This is a genomic window from uncultured Kordia sp. (assembly GCF_947489565.1).
Taxonomy (GTDB): domain Bacteria; phylum Bacteroidota; class Bacteroidia; order Flavobacteriales; family Flavobacteriaceae; genus Kordia.
Map to the genome: position 1 here is coordinate 273,690 of NZ_CANLEA010000007.1, position 17,238 is coordinate 290,927.

15 protein-coding genes are annotated in these 17,238 nt (G+C 34.0%); 5 read left to right on the forward strand and 10 right to left on the reverse strand.

Features of this window, described 5'->3' with window-relative positions; translation table 11 throughout:
* Positions 1–410 precede the first annotated feature (410 nt).
* The 6 genes from Q0845_RS11925 to Q0845_RS11950 are packed head-to-tail and all read right to left on the reverse strand — an operon-like array spanning position 411 to position 4,619.
* The gene (locus Q0845_RS11925; protein WP_298513260.1) at positions 411–1,595 is read right to left on the reverse strand and encodes an RsmD family RNA methyltransferase; all 1,185 of its coding nucleotides are present in this window, start codon (positions 1,593–1,595) and stop codon (positions 411–413) included.
* Between the two features lie 3 nt (positions 1,596–1,598).
* Positions 1,599–2,708 carry an AI-2E family transporter gene (locus Q0845_RS11930; RefSeq protein WP_298513263.1) on the reverse strand — a complete coding sequence of 370 codons (1,110 nt, stop codon included), beginning with the start codon at positions 2,706–2,708 and terminating at the stop codon, positions 1,599–1,601.
* Between the two features lie 36 nt (positions 2,709–2,744).
* Entirely contained in the window at positions 2,745–3,257 is a 513-nt protein-coding gene (locus Q0845_RS11935; RefSeq protein ID WP_298513266.1) for a TrmH family RNA methyltransferase, read from the reverse strand.
* Between the two features lie 8 nt (positions 3,258–3,265).
* Positions 3,266–3,607 carry a cyclic-phosphate processing receiver domain-containing protein gene (locus tag Q0845_RS11940; protein ID WP_298513269.1) on the reverse strand — a complete coding sequence of 114 codons (342 nt, stop codon included), beginning with the start codon at positions 3,605–3,607 and terminating at the stop codon, positions 3,266–3,268.
* A 12-nt stretch (positions 3,608–3,619) separates the two neighbouring features.
* The gene (locus tag Q0845_RS11945; RefSeq protein WP_298513272.1) at positions 3,620–3,958 is read right to left on the reverse strand and encodes a hypothetical protein; all 339 of its coding nucleotides are present in this window, start codon (positions 3,956–3,958) and stop codon (positions 3,620–3,622) included.
* Between the two features lie 19 nt (positions 3,959–3,977).
* Positions 3,978–4,619, reverse strand: a complete 642-nt coding sequence (locus tag Q0845_RS11950; protein ID WP_298513275.1) for a DUF4159 domain-containing protein — start codon at positions 4,617–4,619, stop codon at positions 3,978–3,980.
* A 40-nt stretch (positions 4,620–4,659) separates the two neighbouring features.
* Between Q0845_RS11950 and Q0845_RS11955 the strand changes: the two genes are divergently transcribed.
* A complete protein-coding gene (locus tag Q0845_RS11955; protein WP_298513278.1) occupies positions 4,660–5,403 on the forward strand; it encodes a thioredoxin family protein in 744 nt (247 codons plus the stop codon).
* 447 nt (positions 5,404–5,850) lie between these two features.
* Here the strand turns inward: Q0845_RS11955 and Q0845_RS11960 are convergent, their stop codons facing one another.
* From Q0845_RS11960 to tsaD, 3 genes are all read right to left on the reverse strand, one after another.
* Complete coding sequence (locus Q0845_RS11960; RefSeq protein ID WP_298513280.1) at positions 5,851–6,558, reverse strand: 16S rRNA (uracil(1498)-N(3))-methyltransferase; 708 nt, start codon at positions 6,556–6,558, stop codon at positions 5,851–5,853.
* 83 nt (positions 6,559–6,641) lie between these two features.
* Complete coding sequence (locus Q0845_RS11965) at positions 6,642–6,974, reverse strand: TfoX/Sxy family protein (RefSeq protein ID WP_298513282.1); 333 nt, start codon at positions 6,972–6,974, stop codon at positions 6,642–6,644.
* An 87-nt stretch (positions 6,975–7,061) separates the two neighbouring features.
* The gene (tsaD, locus tag Q0845_RS11970) at positions 7,062–8,084 is read right to left on the reverse strand and encodes a tRNA (adenosine(37)-N6)-threonylcarbamoyltransferase complex transferase subunit TsaD (RefSeq protein WP_298513285.1); all 1,023 of its coding nucleotides are present in this window, start codon (positions 8,082–8,084) and stop codon (positions 7,062–7,064) included.
* A gap of 154 nt (positions 8,085–8,238) precedes the next feature.
* Here tsaD and Q0845_RS11975 point away from each other — a divergent pair, with 154 nt between their 5' ends.
* The 4 genes from Q0845_RS11975 (at position 8,239) to Q0845_RS11990 (ending at position 16,136) form a co-directional block, all read left to right on the forward strand.
* Positions 8,239–12,795: a translocation/assembly module TamB domain-containing protein gene (locus tag Q0845_RS11975; RefSeq protein WP_298513288.1), complete on the forward strand. Its 4,557-nt coding sequence runs from the start codon at positions 8,239–8,241 to the stop codon at positions 12,793–12,795.
* Between the two features lie 341 nt (positions 12,796–13,136).
* Positions 13,137–14,123 carry a 6-phosphofructokinase gene (gene pfkA, locus Q0845_RS11980; RefSeq protein ID WP_298513290.1) on the forward strand — a complete coding sequence of 329 codons (987 nt, stop codon included), beginning with the start codon at positions 13,137–13,139 and terminating at the stop codon, positions 14,121–14,123.
* A gap of 28 nt (positions 14,124–14,151) precedes the next feature.
* A complete protein-coding gene (gap, locus tag Q0845_RS11985; protein ID WP_298513291.1) occupies positions 14,152–15,147 on the forward strand; it encodes a type I glyceraldehyde-3-phosphate dehydrogenase in 996 nt (331 codons plus the stop codon).
* 113 nt (positions 15,148–15,260) lie between these two features.
* Entirely contained in the window at positions 15,261–16,136 is an 876-nt protein-coding gene (locus tag Q0845_RS11990) for an N-acetylglucosamine kinase (RefSeq protein WP_298513293.1), read from the forward strand.
* Between the two features lie 61 nt (positions 16,137–16,197).
* Here the strand turns inward: Q0845_RS11990 and Q0845_RS11995 are convergent, their stop codons facing one another.
* Positions 16,198–17,235, reverse strand: coding sequence for a GMP reductase (locus Q0845_RS11995; RefSeq protein ID WP_298513295.1), 1,038 nt, complete (start codon positions 17,233–17,235; stop codon positions 16,198–16,200).
* Positions 17,236–17,238: the final 3 nt, after the last annotated feature.

Sequence of the window (17,238 nt, forward strand, 5' to 3'; positions counted from 1 at the left end):
CATATAAAAACAAAAAGACCGTATCTATTTTTCAAGATACGGTTCTTTAAGTATCGTTATATACTAGTTACCTAAAAGGATAGGTCAAATCTATAGATTTAGTATTCTTTTCTTAATTCATCTAGCTAAAAAAACTGTTTGCTCGTTGAAAGGTAATTTTTTTCGACAGCGCGCGCTAAATGACAGAAAATATCCCGCTATACTACAATGTATCAATGCGATACATATCCCTTATAAAAGAAGTAAGGGGAACTTTTCCCAAAGTTCCCCAAAGTATAGTGGATTCCCCTAAATCCCTAAAACTGTATTGCATGTACCAAATGTAGGCAGAAGTCTTAAGTATGGGATAAGGTGTCGTATTATAAAAGCTACGGTAAAACCGTAAAAGCAATTTTTCGGGTAGTTTTTTGCTATGTTTTTAAGCAATGTAAGAGCACTTTATTTTCTGATAATAAGGTAGTTGCGAACAGGAAATCAGTACCTCCATCAGCAACTGTTAATTTTTTGCGAATTGTTGCAACTGACACCGGAAAATTGCGTGTTGTGATGTTTGCTTTGGATAAATGTAATTCTTTTTTGAAAATCTTTTTGTTGAAAGGCACTATTTTTTGGATTTCAAAACGTCTTCCAGGAAAATCAATCAATGAATCAGAAGTGTATAAGTGTGAATGCGGATGTAATTTTTCTAACTGAAACGAATTGGCAATACTTATAAATCCACCAGCTTTCATAATAGCAGCATTGGGTTCATATAAATACTTTTTGGGAAGTCCATACTGTACTTCTTGATGCTTTTCATCTGAAAGTTGAAAGTTGAAAAATTCATCTTCTTTGTGGGTCAGATTGACAGTTTTAATGGAAACCTGTGTTGTTTGCTGTTTTGTGTCAATCAACCATAATAATTCTTTAACTTCATTTTGTACAGCCACGACATGAATCTCTTTTACATTGTTTAAAACTCGTAAACCATTCGTTATATCTAACAAAGGCGATGTTTTAATTAAGATAGTAGTAGCATGCTTGGCAAGTAGTTCTTGATGCGTAACGACATCAGGCAAACAATCTTCCAATAAAAATACTTTTCCTTTGACATCATTTCTCCGAGAAGGATCAATATAAATACAATCGTAAGTTTGTGAAGTCTGCTGCAAATACGCTATTCCATCTTCTGCTACAGTCTGAATATTATTGACTTCAAGTATTTTATAATTATGAGTGACAATTTCTGAAAGTTTCTGCGAAATTTCACAATGTGTAACTTCTGGAAAATGTTTAGAAAACGCGTAGCAATCAACTCCAAAACCTCCTGTAAGATCAATTAATGAGTTTCCTGTGACCAATGAAGCTTTATAATTGGCTGTTTGTTCAGAAGAAGTTTGCTCAATATTGAGCTTGTTTGGATAATATATTTGTTCTGAAGAAAACCAAGTTGGTAATTTTTTTTCGCACCTGACTTTTGCCTGAATTTGTTCCATAATCTCCGCAAATGGAATGGCTAAAACCTCTTTATGTTTTAGTAAAAGCTTGGTAGGATCATCTTTTAAATGATCGTTGATAAATTGTTGAATTTCAGATTGAAGTAAAGCTAAGTTCAAGAATTAAATATCTTTAGTAATCGATTGCACAATTTTGTTATCGGATAAAAATTCTTTCAGAATTACTTTGATAGCTGTATACGAAGGAATCGCTACAACCATTCCGATGATTCCGAATAAAATTCCCCAAATAATAATGACCAAGAAAATTTCCAACGGATGTGATTTTACAGAACTTGAAAATATTAAGGGTTGACTTATGAAGTTATCAATCAATTGTCCGGCAAGGAAAAAGATCATAACACCGATAGTATTGGGTAAAATTACGGTGCTAAAATTATCAATAATAACACCAGAAGCATCTGTTTCTATACTACTTGTAACACATAAAATCATCATCAATACACCACTAATTAAAGGTCCGACATACGGAATAAGATTTAGCAATGCACATAAAAAGGCAATCACAATGGCGTTGTCAATTCCAAAAATTAAGAGCGCAACCGTATAAATAATAAACAGAATGAGGATTTGAAACAACAATCCTACAAAGTATCTGGATAGTAAATCTTTGATCTTTTCAAACGATCGTGCCCATCGATCTTCTTTATTATTAGGAACCAACACCAATACACTGTCCTGTAGCAATTTGCTATCTTTTAGTAAAAAGAAGGAGATGAAAAGTACTGAAAGAAGTCCAATACTAAAACTACCCAAACCACTGATTAATGAATTGAAAAAACTAGGAATGAACGAAAAATCTAATTTTGAAAACAGCTTAGATTCTTCAATTGGAGGTACAACTGCGTCTTTTCCGTGGAAATATTTATATCCTTCGGAATACATATTTTTCACATTTCCTTCCAATTCAGTTATGTCATACAAAGCGAGTTTTGTTCCTTGATCTTCAATTAAAGGAATAAAAAGCGCAACAAGTCCTATGAATTGACTTATTAAGAATATCATTGTGAAAATAGCAGCCAATGTATTGCTAAACTTTAAGCGTTTCTTCAAAAATTGTACAATTGGTCGTCCGAGCAATGATATTACTGCCGCAATTGTTATATACACTAACACCATCTGAATTTTATGAAAGAAATATAGTATCAAAAACGCACCGAGAATAATTGCTACAGCTTTTAAAATACCATTGGCTATTGTGTTAGAAGTCATATTTGCGGATTTGATATTAAAATTACTATTTAAAAATCATTTTGCAAGATATTGTCTTGTAATTTCATACAATACAATATTGGTCGCTTGCACAACATTCATACTACTGTTTTGCCCAAACATCTCAATATGTGTGATGACATCAGATTCATAGATGGTTTCTGGGTTTACACCAAAGTTTTCATCACCAATGACCAAAGCAATCTTTTCAAACTTTGAAAAATCTAGTGTGTGAATGGATTGACTTTTTTCTGTAATTTCTAATGATATAATTGTGTAATTCTCTTCTTTGAGTTTTAAAATAACAGGATGAATGTCTTCTTGAATTTCAAAAGGAACTACTTTTTCGGTAGCGCGAGAAGTTTTCGTCATTTTTCTGCCAAACACAGGAATGTTCTCCCCACAAAATATAATTTTTTCTACACCAAAAGCATCACAAATACGAAACAACGAACCAATATTTGGCGCATTGGAAACTTGATCGGACACCAACGTAATAGGAAATCTGCGTTTCTCAAAATTAGTAGTATAATGGGTGAGTTGTGACATATTTAGAACTAAGAATTTGACTTTAAATGATTGATATAATTTGTCAATAAACCTTCAATTTGCTTTGCTGCTACTGGATTTGCAGAATGCACATAAAACTCAAGATTTTTGATGTCTAAACCAGAAGTATATACTAGCCATTTTGCTGCTGCATAACCATCTTCAGCAACTTCTCCGTTGGCATTCAAGCCTAAATCGTTATCAAAACTAATATACTTAGGAAGTCCGTTGGCTTCAATATAAGCAACAAACTTTTCATACGTACGTACAATCACAAAATTATAGTCATCAGGATTTCTGTATACCATTTCAGGCACACGAATATCATCTAAAAAAAGGTTGTAACTCATTTTGATGAAGATTTAATCAATCATTAATTTATTAAAATCACTAACTTTTTTTCGTTCGTTGTACCACGCTAATGCAGGAATTCCGAAGGTAACAGGACTTGCAATAAATCCTATATTCCATAAAACAATCGTTCCTGCAATTGCAATAGCTACTGCAATCAATAAAACGGTCGTATTCATTTCTCCATGAAGTCGATTTATATGTTTTTTGGTATGTTTTCCACAGTGTTTACAACGTTCATTGAATTCCGTACCAATTTCACCTTTTAAATCATATCTATTGTTAGAAGCTACTTTTAGGTAATTAATTTTACCACAAGAATAGGAAGCACAGTAATAACCAAGTTTCATGTTTTTTGGAAGATTTTAATTAATGTTTAAAAGCATAGTTGACAATATTAGCGCCCATTTGCAAAGCTTTCAAACGAACCTCATCAGAATCGTTGTGAATTTCTTTATTTTCCCAACCATCGCCTAAATCACTTTCAAATGTAAACAATAATACCAATCTGTTTTCATAAAATAATCCCATAGCCTGCGGACGCAAACCGTCGTGCTCATGAATTTTTGGCAATCCTTTTGGGAAGGAATACGGTTGCTTAAAAATAGGATGTGTGGCAGGAATTTCTCGTAATTCTTGGTTTGGAAAAACCTTTTTCAACTCTTTTCGTATGTATTGATTCATTCCGTAATTATCATCAATATGTACAAAACCACCCGAAGTTAAATACTTACGTAGATTTTCGGCGTCATCTTCTGAGAAAAATACATTTCCATGCCCTGTCATATGCACAAACGGAAACTGAAACAAATCAGTGCTTCCAACTTCTACCGTTTGCGGTTTGGCTTTAATGGCTGTGTTTATATTTTGATTGCAAAACGTGATCAAATTTGGCAATGCTGTCGGATTTGAATACCAATCACCACCACCAGAATATTTTAAAATGGCAATTTCTTGTGTATGTGCGAGCGAAAAACTCAATAAAAATAAAAATATCGTAAGCTTCTTCATGTAAAATCGTCTTATGTACTGCAAGGTAAACTTTAAGATTATGAAACGAAAATATTTAATAACACTTTCACTTTTTACACTCGTATTTTTAGCTTCTTTTACAAATTTGATTGATAAAAAACACAAACCTGTAGTAGTTTTAGAACTATTTACATCACAAGGGTGTTCTAGTTGTCCAAGCGCAGATGTGTTGTTGGAAACAGTAGGAAAGGAGTTTACAGGCGACAATGTATTTACCTTATCGTATCATGTTGATTATTGGAATTATATAGGCTGGACAGATCCGTTTAGTCAAAAAGAATATACGCAAAAGCAACGTTCCTATGCGCAAAAATTTAGAGACAATCAAATTTATACGCCAGCAGTAATTGTCAATGGTCAAGAGCATTTTGTGGGTTCAAACCGTGCAAAAATGTATGCAAAAATCAAAGAATACAAACAGAAGTCTTCTCAGTATGATATTTCGCTTAGCGCGATAGAAAACGCATCAAAAACCATCAAATTTAATTACAAAATTGACGGGAACTTATCAGATACAAAAGCACGTGTTGTGTTGGCAATCAAAGAACGCACCACAAAAGTAAAACGTGGAGAAAACGCTCGTAGAACCTTAAAAAATCATAATATAGTTGTCAATGAACGCTATCTAACAAATGTTGCTACAAAAGGAACGACTACAATTGACATTCCTAAAATTGTATCAAAAGACGATACTTTAAGTGTTTTTCTAATTCTTGAAAATAAGCAGAAAGATATTTTGAGTGCACAGAAGTTGGAATTTTAGTATCGGCTTTGCCTGTTAGAAGGTTAGATGCGCTTCGCTGTTAGAACGCACTTCGTACTTTTAGTATTGCTTCGCTTTTTGATCGCTTTGCTTTTGATCGCTTTGCTTTTTGATCGCTTTGCTTTTTGATCGCTTTGCTTTTGATCGCTTTGCTTTTTGATCGCTTTGCTTTTTGATCGCTTCGCTTTTTGATCGCTTTGCTTTTTGATCGCTTTGCTTTTTGATCGCTTTGCTTTTTGATCGCTTCGCTTTTTGATCGCTTCGCTTTTTGATCGCTTCGCTTTTTGATCGCTTCGCTTTTTGATCGCTTCGCGTGTTATCTTAAAATACTTTTACATTCAACATTCAACATTCAACATTTAGCATTTCTCAAACGTCACTTCGAGTGAATTTGCAACGCAAATTTGTATCGAGAAGTACTATGAATATAAATCCAACTTTTAATAATTAAACTTCATTCAAAAACACCACAGAATGACATGCTACAATGGCAGCAGTTTCGGTACGTAAACGTGTTTCGCCTAAAGTAACAGGAACATAGTTGTTTTGAAGTGCAAGCGCAATTTCTTTTTCTGAAAAATCACCTTCAGGACCAATTAAAATGGTAACGTCTTTTTGAAGTTCTAATGCAGTTTTTAAAGATTGTTTTTGGTCTTCTTCACAATGTGCGATAAATAATTGTTCGTTTTTGTGTGTACTGATAAAGTTTGAAAACGAAATTGCAGGTTTCAACTTAGGAAAATAAGCTGTTAACGATTGTTTGGTTGCCGATTGTATAATTTTCTCAAAACGTTCTGCTTTAATCACTTTTCGTTCCGATCGATCGCAAATAATTGGTGTAATCGTGTCAATTCCGATTTCGGTCGCTTTTTCTAAAAACCATTCATACCGATCGTTCATTTTTGTTGGCGCTACAGCCAAATGCAATTTGTAGTTTTTCGCTTTCTGAAACTCAAATGAAGTTACCTCAACAATACAATTCTTCTGATCAGCAAGCATAATTTTCGCTGAAAAAATATACCCTTTTCCGTTGGTAATATGTAATATATCGTCTTCTCTTTTACGCAATACACGCACAATATGTTTACTTTCTTCTTTGGAAAATGTATAATGACTTGTTTCGGGTGTGATGTCTGGTGAGTAAAAAAGTTGCATTGTGAAATTCGAAATTATGAATGCTAAATATATAATTATAAATGCTAAATTATAAATGAAAAAGTATTTATTTCAAAACCCAATTATTGATTCAATTTATATTTTGCATGTTCCAATCCGAGTTCAATCCAGTGTAACAATTCCAATTCAGTTTCGCAACCTTCGGGAGAAACATACACAAATTCTTTCATTGGTTTTTTTGTGAAATCCATCGGACGCACAAAATCTTTTGCGAGGTTTTCTTCCATCTTTTCAGATTTGATTCGAACCATTAGATCTTCTTTTACAATCCCAACAACCATTTTTCCTTCATACATAAAACAAATGCCACCAAACATTTTCTTTTCCGTAAAAGTTTCTGGAAAAAAAGAAAACTGTGCTCGAATTCTGTTTGCTAAACGTTCGTTGAATGCCATGGATTAGAAATTTTAAATTATGAATGTTGAATTTGAAATAAAATGATACTTTTCAAGACCCAAGACCCAAGACCCAAGACCCAAGACCTATATCTTAATTCTCGAATTCGCCGTCACCGATTCATCCGTAAAATCTTTTTTCAAATATTTCAAATATCCAACAATTCCAATCATGGCAGCATTATCGGTTGTGTAAGCAAATTTTGGAATATGTGCTGTCCAGCCATACTTATATTCACCATCTTTCAAGGCTTTTCGTATCGCAGAATTTGCAGAAACGCCACCACCAATAGCAATTGTTTTAATACCAGTTTCTTTGGATGCTTTTTTCAATTTGTCCAAAATAATATTGACAATCGTGTATTGTATAGACGCACAAATATCTTTTAAATTCTCTGCTACAAAATTCGGATTCTCCTTAGTTTGTCTTTGTACAAAATATAAAATAGCGGTTTTCAATCCAGAAAAGCTAAAGTTCAATCCAGCTACTTTCGGTTTTGGAAACGGAAATGCTTTCGGATTTCCTTCATTGGCAAGTTTGTCAATAATTGGACCTGCAGGATAAGTCAATCCTAAGATTTTCCCACTTTTATCATACGCTTCTCCAACAGCATCGTCAATAGTTTCGCCAATTACTTCCATCTCAAAATGATCTTTTACGACCACTATTTGTGTATGTCCGCCAGAAATGGTCATAGCCAAAAATGGAAACTCAGGAATCGTTTGCGCTTCATCTTCAATAAAATGTGCTAAAATGTGCGCTTGCATGTGATTTACTTCAATTAAAGGAATGTCTAAACCAAGTGCGAGCGACTTCGCAAAGGAAGTCCCAACCAATAGTGATCCCATTAATCCTGGTCCGCGCGTAAAAGCTATGGCATTTAACTGTTTTTTATCGATATTTGCATTAGCTAGTGCTTGATGCACAACAGGAACAATATTTTGTTGATGTGCCCTTGATGCCAATTCAGGAACAACGCCGCCATATGCTTCGTGAATTTTTTGATTGGCTATAACATTTGACAATACTTTTCCGTTCTGTAAAACAGCAGCAGAAGTATCATCACAAGATGATTCAATAGCTAAAATATATACATCTTTTGTGCTCATACGTTTTAAAAGGCATAAAAATTGATATAAAGTCACAAAGATATGCTAAACATCGTGTTTTGTAATATTTTTTTTGTGAATTTGCAATGTCATAAACGACATATAACCTTTAATAAAAACTATCATTAAAAGAGCCTGGAAAATAATCAAACGTGTGTTACTAGCAATTATACTGCTATTTCTACTGTTGTTGATTATTTTTTCGATTCCTGCGGTACAAACTGCGGTTGGAAAAAAGGCGACCAACTGGTTAAACGAAAAGTACAATACAAATATCAATATTGAGCGAATTGGCTTAAAGTGGAATGGAGACATTTCCATGAAAGATATTTATATTGAAGATTATCTAAAAGATACTTTGATCCATATCAATGCTTTAGAAACATCTATTTTAAGTTTTAACAATGTGCTGAATAATAAACTTGAATTTGGCACGGTAAATATTGAAGGACTTACTCTTAATATCAATACTGAAAAAGATTCTACCGATACCACTTTAGACGTTTTTATTGCAAAACTTGACTCTGAACCTTCCGACGGAACACCTTCTAATTTCTTATTGACAAGTTCTAAGTTGAAACTTAATGATAGCAAGTTTAGATACAAAGACCAAAACAATTCAACGCCAGATATGCTCGATTTTAAAGAGCTTTCTGGAACGGTGTATGACTTTAAAGTACAAGGTCCTAATGTTTCTGGAGATGTCCAGAATTTAACTTTTTTAGATGTGCATGGACTGCGAGTCAATGAAATGAATACCATATTTCATTACTCACTCACTCAAATGCGTTTTGATAATTTGCTCATAAAAACAGACAATTCGCAACTAAATGGAAGTGTTGTATTTGATTATGAACGAAAGGATTTTGCCAACTTTTTGGACAAAGTAAAACTGTCTGCCAAGTTTACAGATTCAAAAATTGATTTCAATGAACTCAACTATTTTTATGATGAGTTTGGAAATAAAAAAGGAACGTTCAGTACAGAAATCGTAGGTGTTTTAAATGACTTTACCACAAAAAACTTTGACTTTAAATCGCCAAGTACAATCATAAAAGGAGATGTTCAGTATAAAAATCTATTCAATTCGAGTAGAATGTTTTATATGAAAGGTGATTTTGAACGTTTTTCATCTAACAACTATCAGTTGACTACTTTATTGCCGAATATATTAGGTGTAAATCTACCAAAAACCTTAAATCGTTTAGGGCAGTTTAGCATGACAGGAACCACAGAAATCACTGAAAATGTGATCAATGCAGATGTTCGTATCAATACCGAAATCGGAAACTCAGTCTTGGATATCAATATTGTTGATGTGGGCGATCGTGAAAATGCTTTGTATGAAGGAGAAATACAATTTGAAAACTTCAATTTGGGCGTTTATTTAAACGATCCGATGTTGGGAACAATTTCTTCGGACGTATTTGTCGATGGAAAAGGATTTACGGAAGAAAGTCTAAATACAGAAGTCGTAGGAACGGTAAGTTCTATATACTACAATGATTATATGTACAAAAACCTGAATGTTTCAGGCGTTTTAAAAGATCAATTGTTTGACGGAAGTTTGGTATCCAGAGATCCAAATGCAGATTTTAACTTTGAAGGATTGGCAAATTTTGCAGGTGCTGAAAACGAATTCCGATTTAAAGCTTCAATCAACACGTTAGATTTAAACAAACTGAATTTTGTGCAAAGAGACGACATTTCACTATTAAAAGGTGATATGGTTTTAGATCTTGTTGGAAATACCATTGATGATATGGCAGGAGATATCTTCTTCAAGAAAATATCATACACGAATCAAAATTCAACCTATACATTTAAAAACTTTAGTGTACATTCAGAATTTAGCGAAGAAGACATTCGAAAACTCACAATAGATTCACCAGATATCATAAAAGGAACTGTTACAGGACGTTTTCATTTTGACGAAGTGTTAGACCTTGTACAAAACTCTGTGGGAAGTATTTATACCAATTATAGACCTATTGAAGTACTTCCGAACCAATACTTAAACTTCAACTTTAAGATTTACAATAAAATTGTAGATGTATTTCTGCCAGACGTTGAATTGTCTAAAAATACGTCGCTTCGTGGAAGTATACGAGGAGATCAAAACGAGTTTAAATTGACATTTAAAACGCCACAAATTATAGCGTATGGAAGTACGATTGATAATGTGGAAATGGTTATTGATAATAAAAATCCAGTATTCAATACGTATATAGAAGTTGCCAATGTAACGACAGAATGGTACGATGCAAAAGAATTTAGCTTGATTAATACAACGTTGAAAGATACTTTGTTCTTTAAAACAGAATTTAAAGGAGGAAAAGGCTTTGACGATAATTATAACTTAAGCTTTTATCACACCATCGATAGTTCAAACAAATCGGTTGTCGGACTCAAAAAATCGGATGTTTCATTTCGTGGAAATAAATGGTTTATCAATGAAAAGAACGATCGTAAAAACAGATTTATTTTTGACAAGAATCTAGATTCAATCTTCATTGAAAAAATTGTGATGAATCATGAAAATGAAGAAATTGATCTGGAAGGAGAACTTTTTGGAAAAAACAACAAAAGCATTAAGCTTGAATTTATAAATGTTGGATTGGAAAAAATTACGCCATCTATTGATAGTATTCGCTTGGGCGGAAAAGTCAATGGAAAACTTGATATTAAGCAAATAAATGGCGGCTATATTCCAAAATCAAAACTAGGAATCGCCAGTTTAGAAGTGAATGACAAACTCTTGGGCGATTTGAATATTGATATTACAGGCGATGAAAATTTAGAACGATTTGGAGTCAATGCAAAATTGGTCAATGAAACGTTGGAATCGCTGACAGCATTTGGTTCTATCAATGTAGCCAATAATGTAAATACTATTGATGTTGATGCTAAAATTGATAAATTTGATATATCACCGTTTAGTGCACTTGGAGAAGATGTCATTACCGAAATTCGCGGTTTGATATCAGGAGAAGCCAAAGTCGTCGGAAACCTCAGCAATCCAGCAATCAATGGAGAATTGAGCATGCTTGCTGGCGGATTGTATATTCCGTATCTAAATGTTGATGTAGACTTAGCCAACAGTTCTATCATTAAACTGTATGATCAAACCTTTGAATTTGATGATGTTACCATTCTGGATACACAAGATTATACCAAAGGGCAACTAAACGGGACTATTAAACATACTGCTTTTGACAATTGGGAATTGGGATTAAAACTTTCGACAGATCGATTACTGGTCTTAAATACAGAATATAATGAAGAAGAAGAAGAAGAAAATTTATACTACGGAACAGGATATATAAGTGGAGAAGCTTGGATTGATGGACCAACCGACCAATTGACGATAAAAGTAGAAGGACGAACCGAAAAAGGAACAGATTTAAAAATTCCAATTAGTTATGTGGCTTCTGTAGGAGATGCGTCTTTTATAAAATTTGTGACGAAAGAAGAATTTTACGATCCTAAAAGTCAAGAAGAAACCGCTTTAGATGATTTTAAAGGCTTAGAATTGGAGTTTGATTTAGATGTTACACCAGATGCTGTTGTTGAAATAGAAGTAGACAGAAAAGCAGGAAGTAGCATTAAAGGAAGTGGTTTTGGAAGTTTGCTGATGCAAATTAATACCAATGGGAAGTTTAATATGTTTGGAGATTTTATCACGGATACTGGAGAATATAACTTTAAATACCGTGGAATCATCAATAAAAAATTCACGCTAAAACCTGCGGGTACCATACGATGGGAAGGAGATCCTTTTAAAGCACAGTTAAATGTAGAGGCTGTATACGGTTTACAAGCAAATCCAGATGTATTATTAGATGCACCAACCTATAACAAAAAAATTCCTGTAGAAGTTGGAATTAGACTTACAGGTGATTTAATGAAACCTGATCCTATATTTAACATCACATTTCCATCGACACAAGGTGGCGCAAACTCTGAGTTAATGGATTTCTTGTTAAATGACGATGACAAACGAAGATTACAAGCTTTATCCTTATTGTCGCAAGGACGATTTGTAAATGATGTAAACATCAATCAGAATGTATTGACAGGAAACCTCATCGAAACTGCTACAGGTATTTTTAATGATGCACTTTCTGATGATGATGATATTGTAAAAGTAGGTGTAAACTACAGTCAAGCAGATCGCTCCTTAAACCTAGACACAGCTGATCTATTAGGGTTAACAGTGTCTAGTCAAATTAGTGATAAGATTACATTCAACGGACAAATTGGAGTTCCAGTTGGCGGTGTTACACAAACTGCGATTGTAGGTGATGCCGAAATAGAAATTTCTTTAAATGAAGATCGTTCGCTCACAGCAAAAATCTTCAACAGACAAAATCAAATTCAATATGTGGGAGAAATTGAAGGATTCACGCAAGGAGTTGGACTGTCGTATCATGTTGATTTTGATACCTTAAAAGAATTGGTTGACAAAGTCTTCAAAGGGAAAAAGAAAATGGCGGAAGAAAAGCTGCGGAAAGAACTAGAAGAAAAGCTGCAGAAAGAACTAGAAGAAAAAAATCAAGTTGGTGGTGGCGTAGTCACTTATTCAACCAAAAAAGAATTGGAGAAAGAAGCGAAAAAAGAATCCAAAAAGGAAGCAGCTAAAAAAGAAAAAGAAACTCCTAAAAAAACGACTGAAAAATCGAAAAAAGCAAACAATAAAAAGGGCGAATAATTCCACCATTATTTTCAGCGAATACTTTTTTCATTTTCGTGCAACAAACCAGATCAAAAAAATTACATTTTAATCATTTTCAATCGTAAAATTGAACTCCAAAAGTAGACTTTCTTCTCTTAAAAAATTAGTCTAAAAATTCAATTCTGAAAAGTTAAAAAATCCTCATTTTCAAACTTTAAAAACTTGAGAATACTAGAAAAAATGTGATCTAAAACGTTAAAATTCTGAGAACTTATTAACGAAAACGTTTGAAATTTTAAAACTATGTAAAATTCATGTAAAGCGTACTTTGAAATCAAAATAAGTTTTCTAGCTTTACTATTCAAATCAAAAATTGCATGCAAAGTAACATCAAAAAAATAGGCGTAATGACCTCTGGAGGAGATGCTCCAGGAATGAATGCTGCGATTAGAGCTGTAGCAAGAGCTTGTTCATATTATAATGTAAAATGTGTAGGCTATTTTAGAGGCTACCAAGGTATGATTGAAGCCGATAGTATGGAACTAACAGCACGTAGTGTAAAAAATATTGTTAGTAAAGGAGGAACGATTTTAAAATCGGCTCGTTCTATGGAATTTAAAACCAAAGAAGGACGTAAAAAAGCCTACGAGAATTTAATAGAAGAAGGTGTAGAAGCCATGGTACTTATTGGTGGTGATGGAACATTTACAGGAGGAATGATTTTTAGTAAAGAATACGACATTCCGGTAATTGGTGTTCCAGGTACTATTGATAATGATATATATGGTACAAAATTTACTATTGGATATGATACTGCTTTAAATACAGTAGTAGAAGCGATTGATAAAATTCGTGATACAGCGAGTTCGCACAACCGACTGTTCTTTGTAGAAGTTATGGGACGCGATGCTGGATTTATTGCATTAAATGCTGGAGTTGGAGCAGGAGCAGAAGAAATCTTAATTCCTGAAGAAGATTTAGGATTAGATCGTTTGCTAGAATCATTGCAACGCAGTCGTAGAAGTGGAAAATCGTCGAGTATTGTGGTAGTTTCTGAAGGTGATAAAATTGGTAAAAATGTATTTGAACTTGCAGAGTATGTTACCGAAAACTTACCAGACTATGAAGCACGTGTCTCAGTATTAGGACATATGCAACGTGGAGGAAAACCAACTTGTTTTGACAGAGTATTGGCAAGTAGAATGGGCGTAAAAGCTGTAGAATTGATCTTAGACGGAAAATCAAACGTAATGGTTGGAATCTCCGATAATAAAATGTTAATAACAAGTATAGAAAAAGCCGTAAAAGGTGAACATAGTATAAATAAAGAATTATTAAGAATATCTGATATTCTATCAGTATAAACAAAATAATAAGCAAAAAGGAAAACAAATGACAAAATTAGGAATAAACGGATTTGGAAGAATAGGAAGAATTGTATTTAGAGCAACAATCAAGCGTGATAATGTAGATGTAGTTGCAATCAATGATCTATTGGATGTAAATCACTTAGCATATTTACTAGAATACGATTCTGTACACGGACGTTTTGATGGAAAGATTGAAGTAAAAGATGGAAATCTTATCGTTGATGGAAAAACCATTCGTGTAACTGCAGAAAGAGATCCGAAAAACTTAAAGTGGGATGAAGCTGGAGTAGATGTAGTTGCTGAATGTACTGGAATTTTTACAACCTTAGAAACGGCTGATTACCATATTCAAGCTGGAGCTAAAAAGGTCGTAATTTCTGCACCTTCAAAAGATGCACCAATGTTTGTAATGGGTGTAAATCACGATGAGGTAAAAGCATCAGACAATATTGTTTCAAATGCTTCTTGTACGACAAACTGTTTGGCACCAATTGCTAAAGTATTAGATGATAACTTCGGAATTGATGAAGCATTAATGACAACAATTCACGCAGCAACCTCAACACAATATACGGTAGATTCTCCATCAAAGAAAAACTACAGATTAGGTCGTTCTGCAATGAATAACATCATTCCAACCTCAACAGGAGCTGCAAAAGCAGTAGGGAAAGTAATTCCTAAATTAAACGGAAAGTTAACAGGAATGGCATTCCGTGTACCAACAGTTGATGTTTCTGTAGTAGATTTAACAGTAAGACTTGAAAAAGAGACGTCTTACGAAGAAATTAAAAATGTATTCAAAGCTGCTTCAGAAGGCGCATTGAAAGGAATTCTTGGATATACTGAAGAAGCTGTAGTTTCTCAAGATTTCGTAAGTGACGATCGTACAAGTATCTTTGATGCTGGAGCAGGAATCGAATTAAGTTCAAAATTTTTCAAGATTGTTTCTTGGTACGATAACGAATTTGGATACTCAAACAAGTTAGTAGACTTAGCATTACACGTAAATAACTTATAATATAATAACAGATAAGCACAGTTGACATTTTTGTACTCAATTGTGCTTATTTTGGTTAGATACTTCATCCAAAACGTTCCTAGAAATTTGGGAATTTATTTTATATTCACACCATGATTTTATTAGTAGACAGTGGTTCCACAAAATGCGATTGGATTGCAGTGGACAAAGATGGTAAACAATTAATAGATAAGCTTCGTACGAAAGGATTGAACCCTGCGATTCTTGCTGAAAAGAAATTGAAAAAAACCATCAAAAAAAGCAAAGAACTTTCGGCACATCGTCATACAGTTACACATGTTTTCTTTTATGGCGCTGGTTGCGGAACAGAAAATCCACGTTTACTTTTAAAAGGAGTTTTAGAAGACTTTTTCCCAAATGCATTGGTCGATGTAAATGAAGATACATTGGCTGCGGTATACGCTACGGTAAATCATAAAGCAGAAGCTGCGGTGGTTTGTATTCAAGGAACTGGTTCTAATTGTAGTTATTATGATGGTGAAAAATTGCACCAACGTGTCAATTCTTTAGGCTATACTTTAATGGATGATGCCAGTGGAAATTACTACGGAAAACAACTCATTCGCGATTATTACTTTCACAAAATGCCGCATGTAATACGTGTAGCTTTTGAAGAAAGATACAATCTTGATAGCGATTATATCAAATACAACTTATACAAACAACCCAATCCGAACGCATACTTAGCAAGTTTTGCAGAATTTATGTTTTTACACAAAGATTCAGAGTATATCCTAGAATTGATTAAAAACGGATTCAGAGAATTTGCACAAAATATGATCATGCAATACGAAGAAGAACTCAAAACCGTTCCTGTACATTTTGCAGGTTCTATTGCGTTTTTCTCTGAAAATGAAATCAAAGAAGTTGCCAAAGAGTTTGGTTTTACGGTAGGAAACTTTATCAGAAGACCTATTGAAGGTTTGGTAGCGTTTCATACCAATGCGCTCAAAGAGAAGCAAGCATAGAGCACATAAGATATCTATAAAAATATAAAAGGGAACATTTTCAATAATGTTCCCTTTTTATTTATTGGTAAATTCTATTTTCTTGTTCTGAAACGCGAATAAAAGTAGTGCGCTTGGTGAGTTCTTTTAATCGAGATGCGCCAACATACGTACAGGTACTTCGAATGCCTCCTAAAATATCGTGAACTGTATCTGCTACATGTCCTTTCAGCGGAATTTCAACAGTTTTTCCTTCAGAAGCTCTATAATCAGCCACACCACCAACATATTTTTCCATGGCAGTAGCAGAACTCATTCCATAAAATTGCTTGAATTTTTCGCCATTGCGTTCAATCAATTCGCCACCACTTTCATGATGTCCAGAAAGCATGCCGCCTAGCATAACGAAATCTGCACCAGCGCCAAAAGCTTTCGCAATATCGCCAGGTGTTGTACAGCCGCCATCCGAAATAATATGTCCGCCCAAACCATGAGCAGCATCTGCACATTCAATAATAGCAGAAAGTTGCGGATAACCGACTCCAGTTTTTACACGTGTAGTACAGACAGAACCAGGACCAATTCCTACTTTCACAATATCAGCGCCAGAAAGAATCAGTTCTTCCACCATTTCACCTGTAACTACATTTCCGGCAATAATTACTTTATCAGGAAATTGAGCTCTAGCTTGTTTTACAAAATCTACGAAATGTTGAGAATAGCCATTTGCAACATCAATACAAATAAATTTAAGTTGTGGATGTATGGTAAAAATAACACGGAGTTTCTCATTATCTTTTTCACTAATTCCTGTACTTACCGCAATATGAGATACTACAGAATTTGGCGTATTATTAATAAATGTATTCCACTCCTGAATCGTATAATGTTTATGAACGGCGGTAAATAACTGTTTAGAAGCCAAAGCTTCTGCCATTTCAAAAGTTCCTACAGTATCCATATTGGCAGCCATAATGGGAATGCCTGTCCATTCATAAGAATTGTGTAAAAACTTAAAAGTACGTTCTAAAGAAACCTGTGAACGACTCTTTAACGTGGAACGTTTTGGACGAATCATAACATCTTTAAAGCCTAACTTTACTCCACTTTCAATGCGCATAGT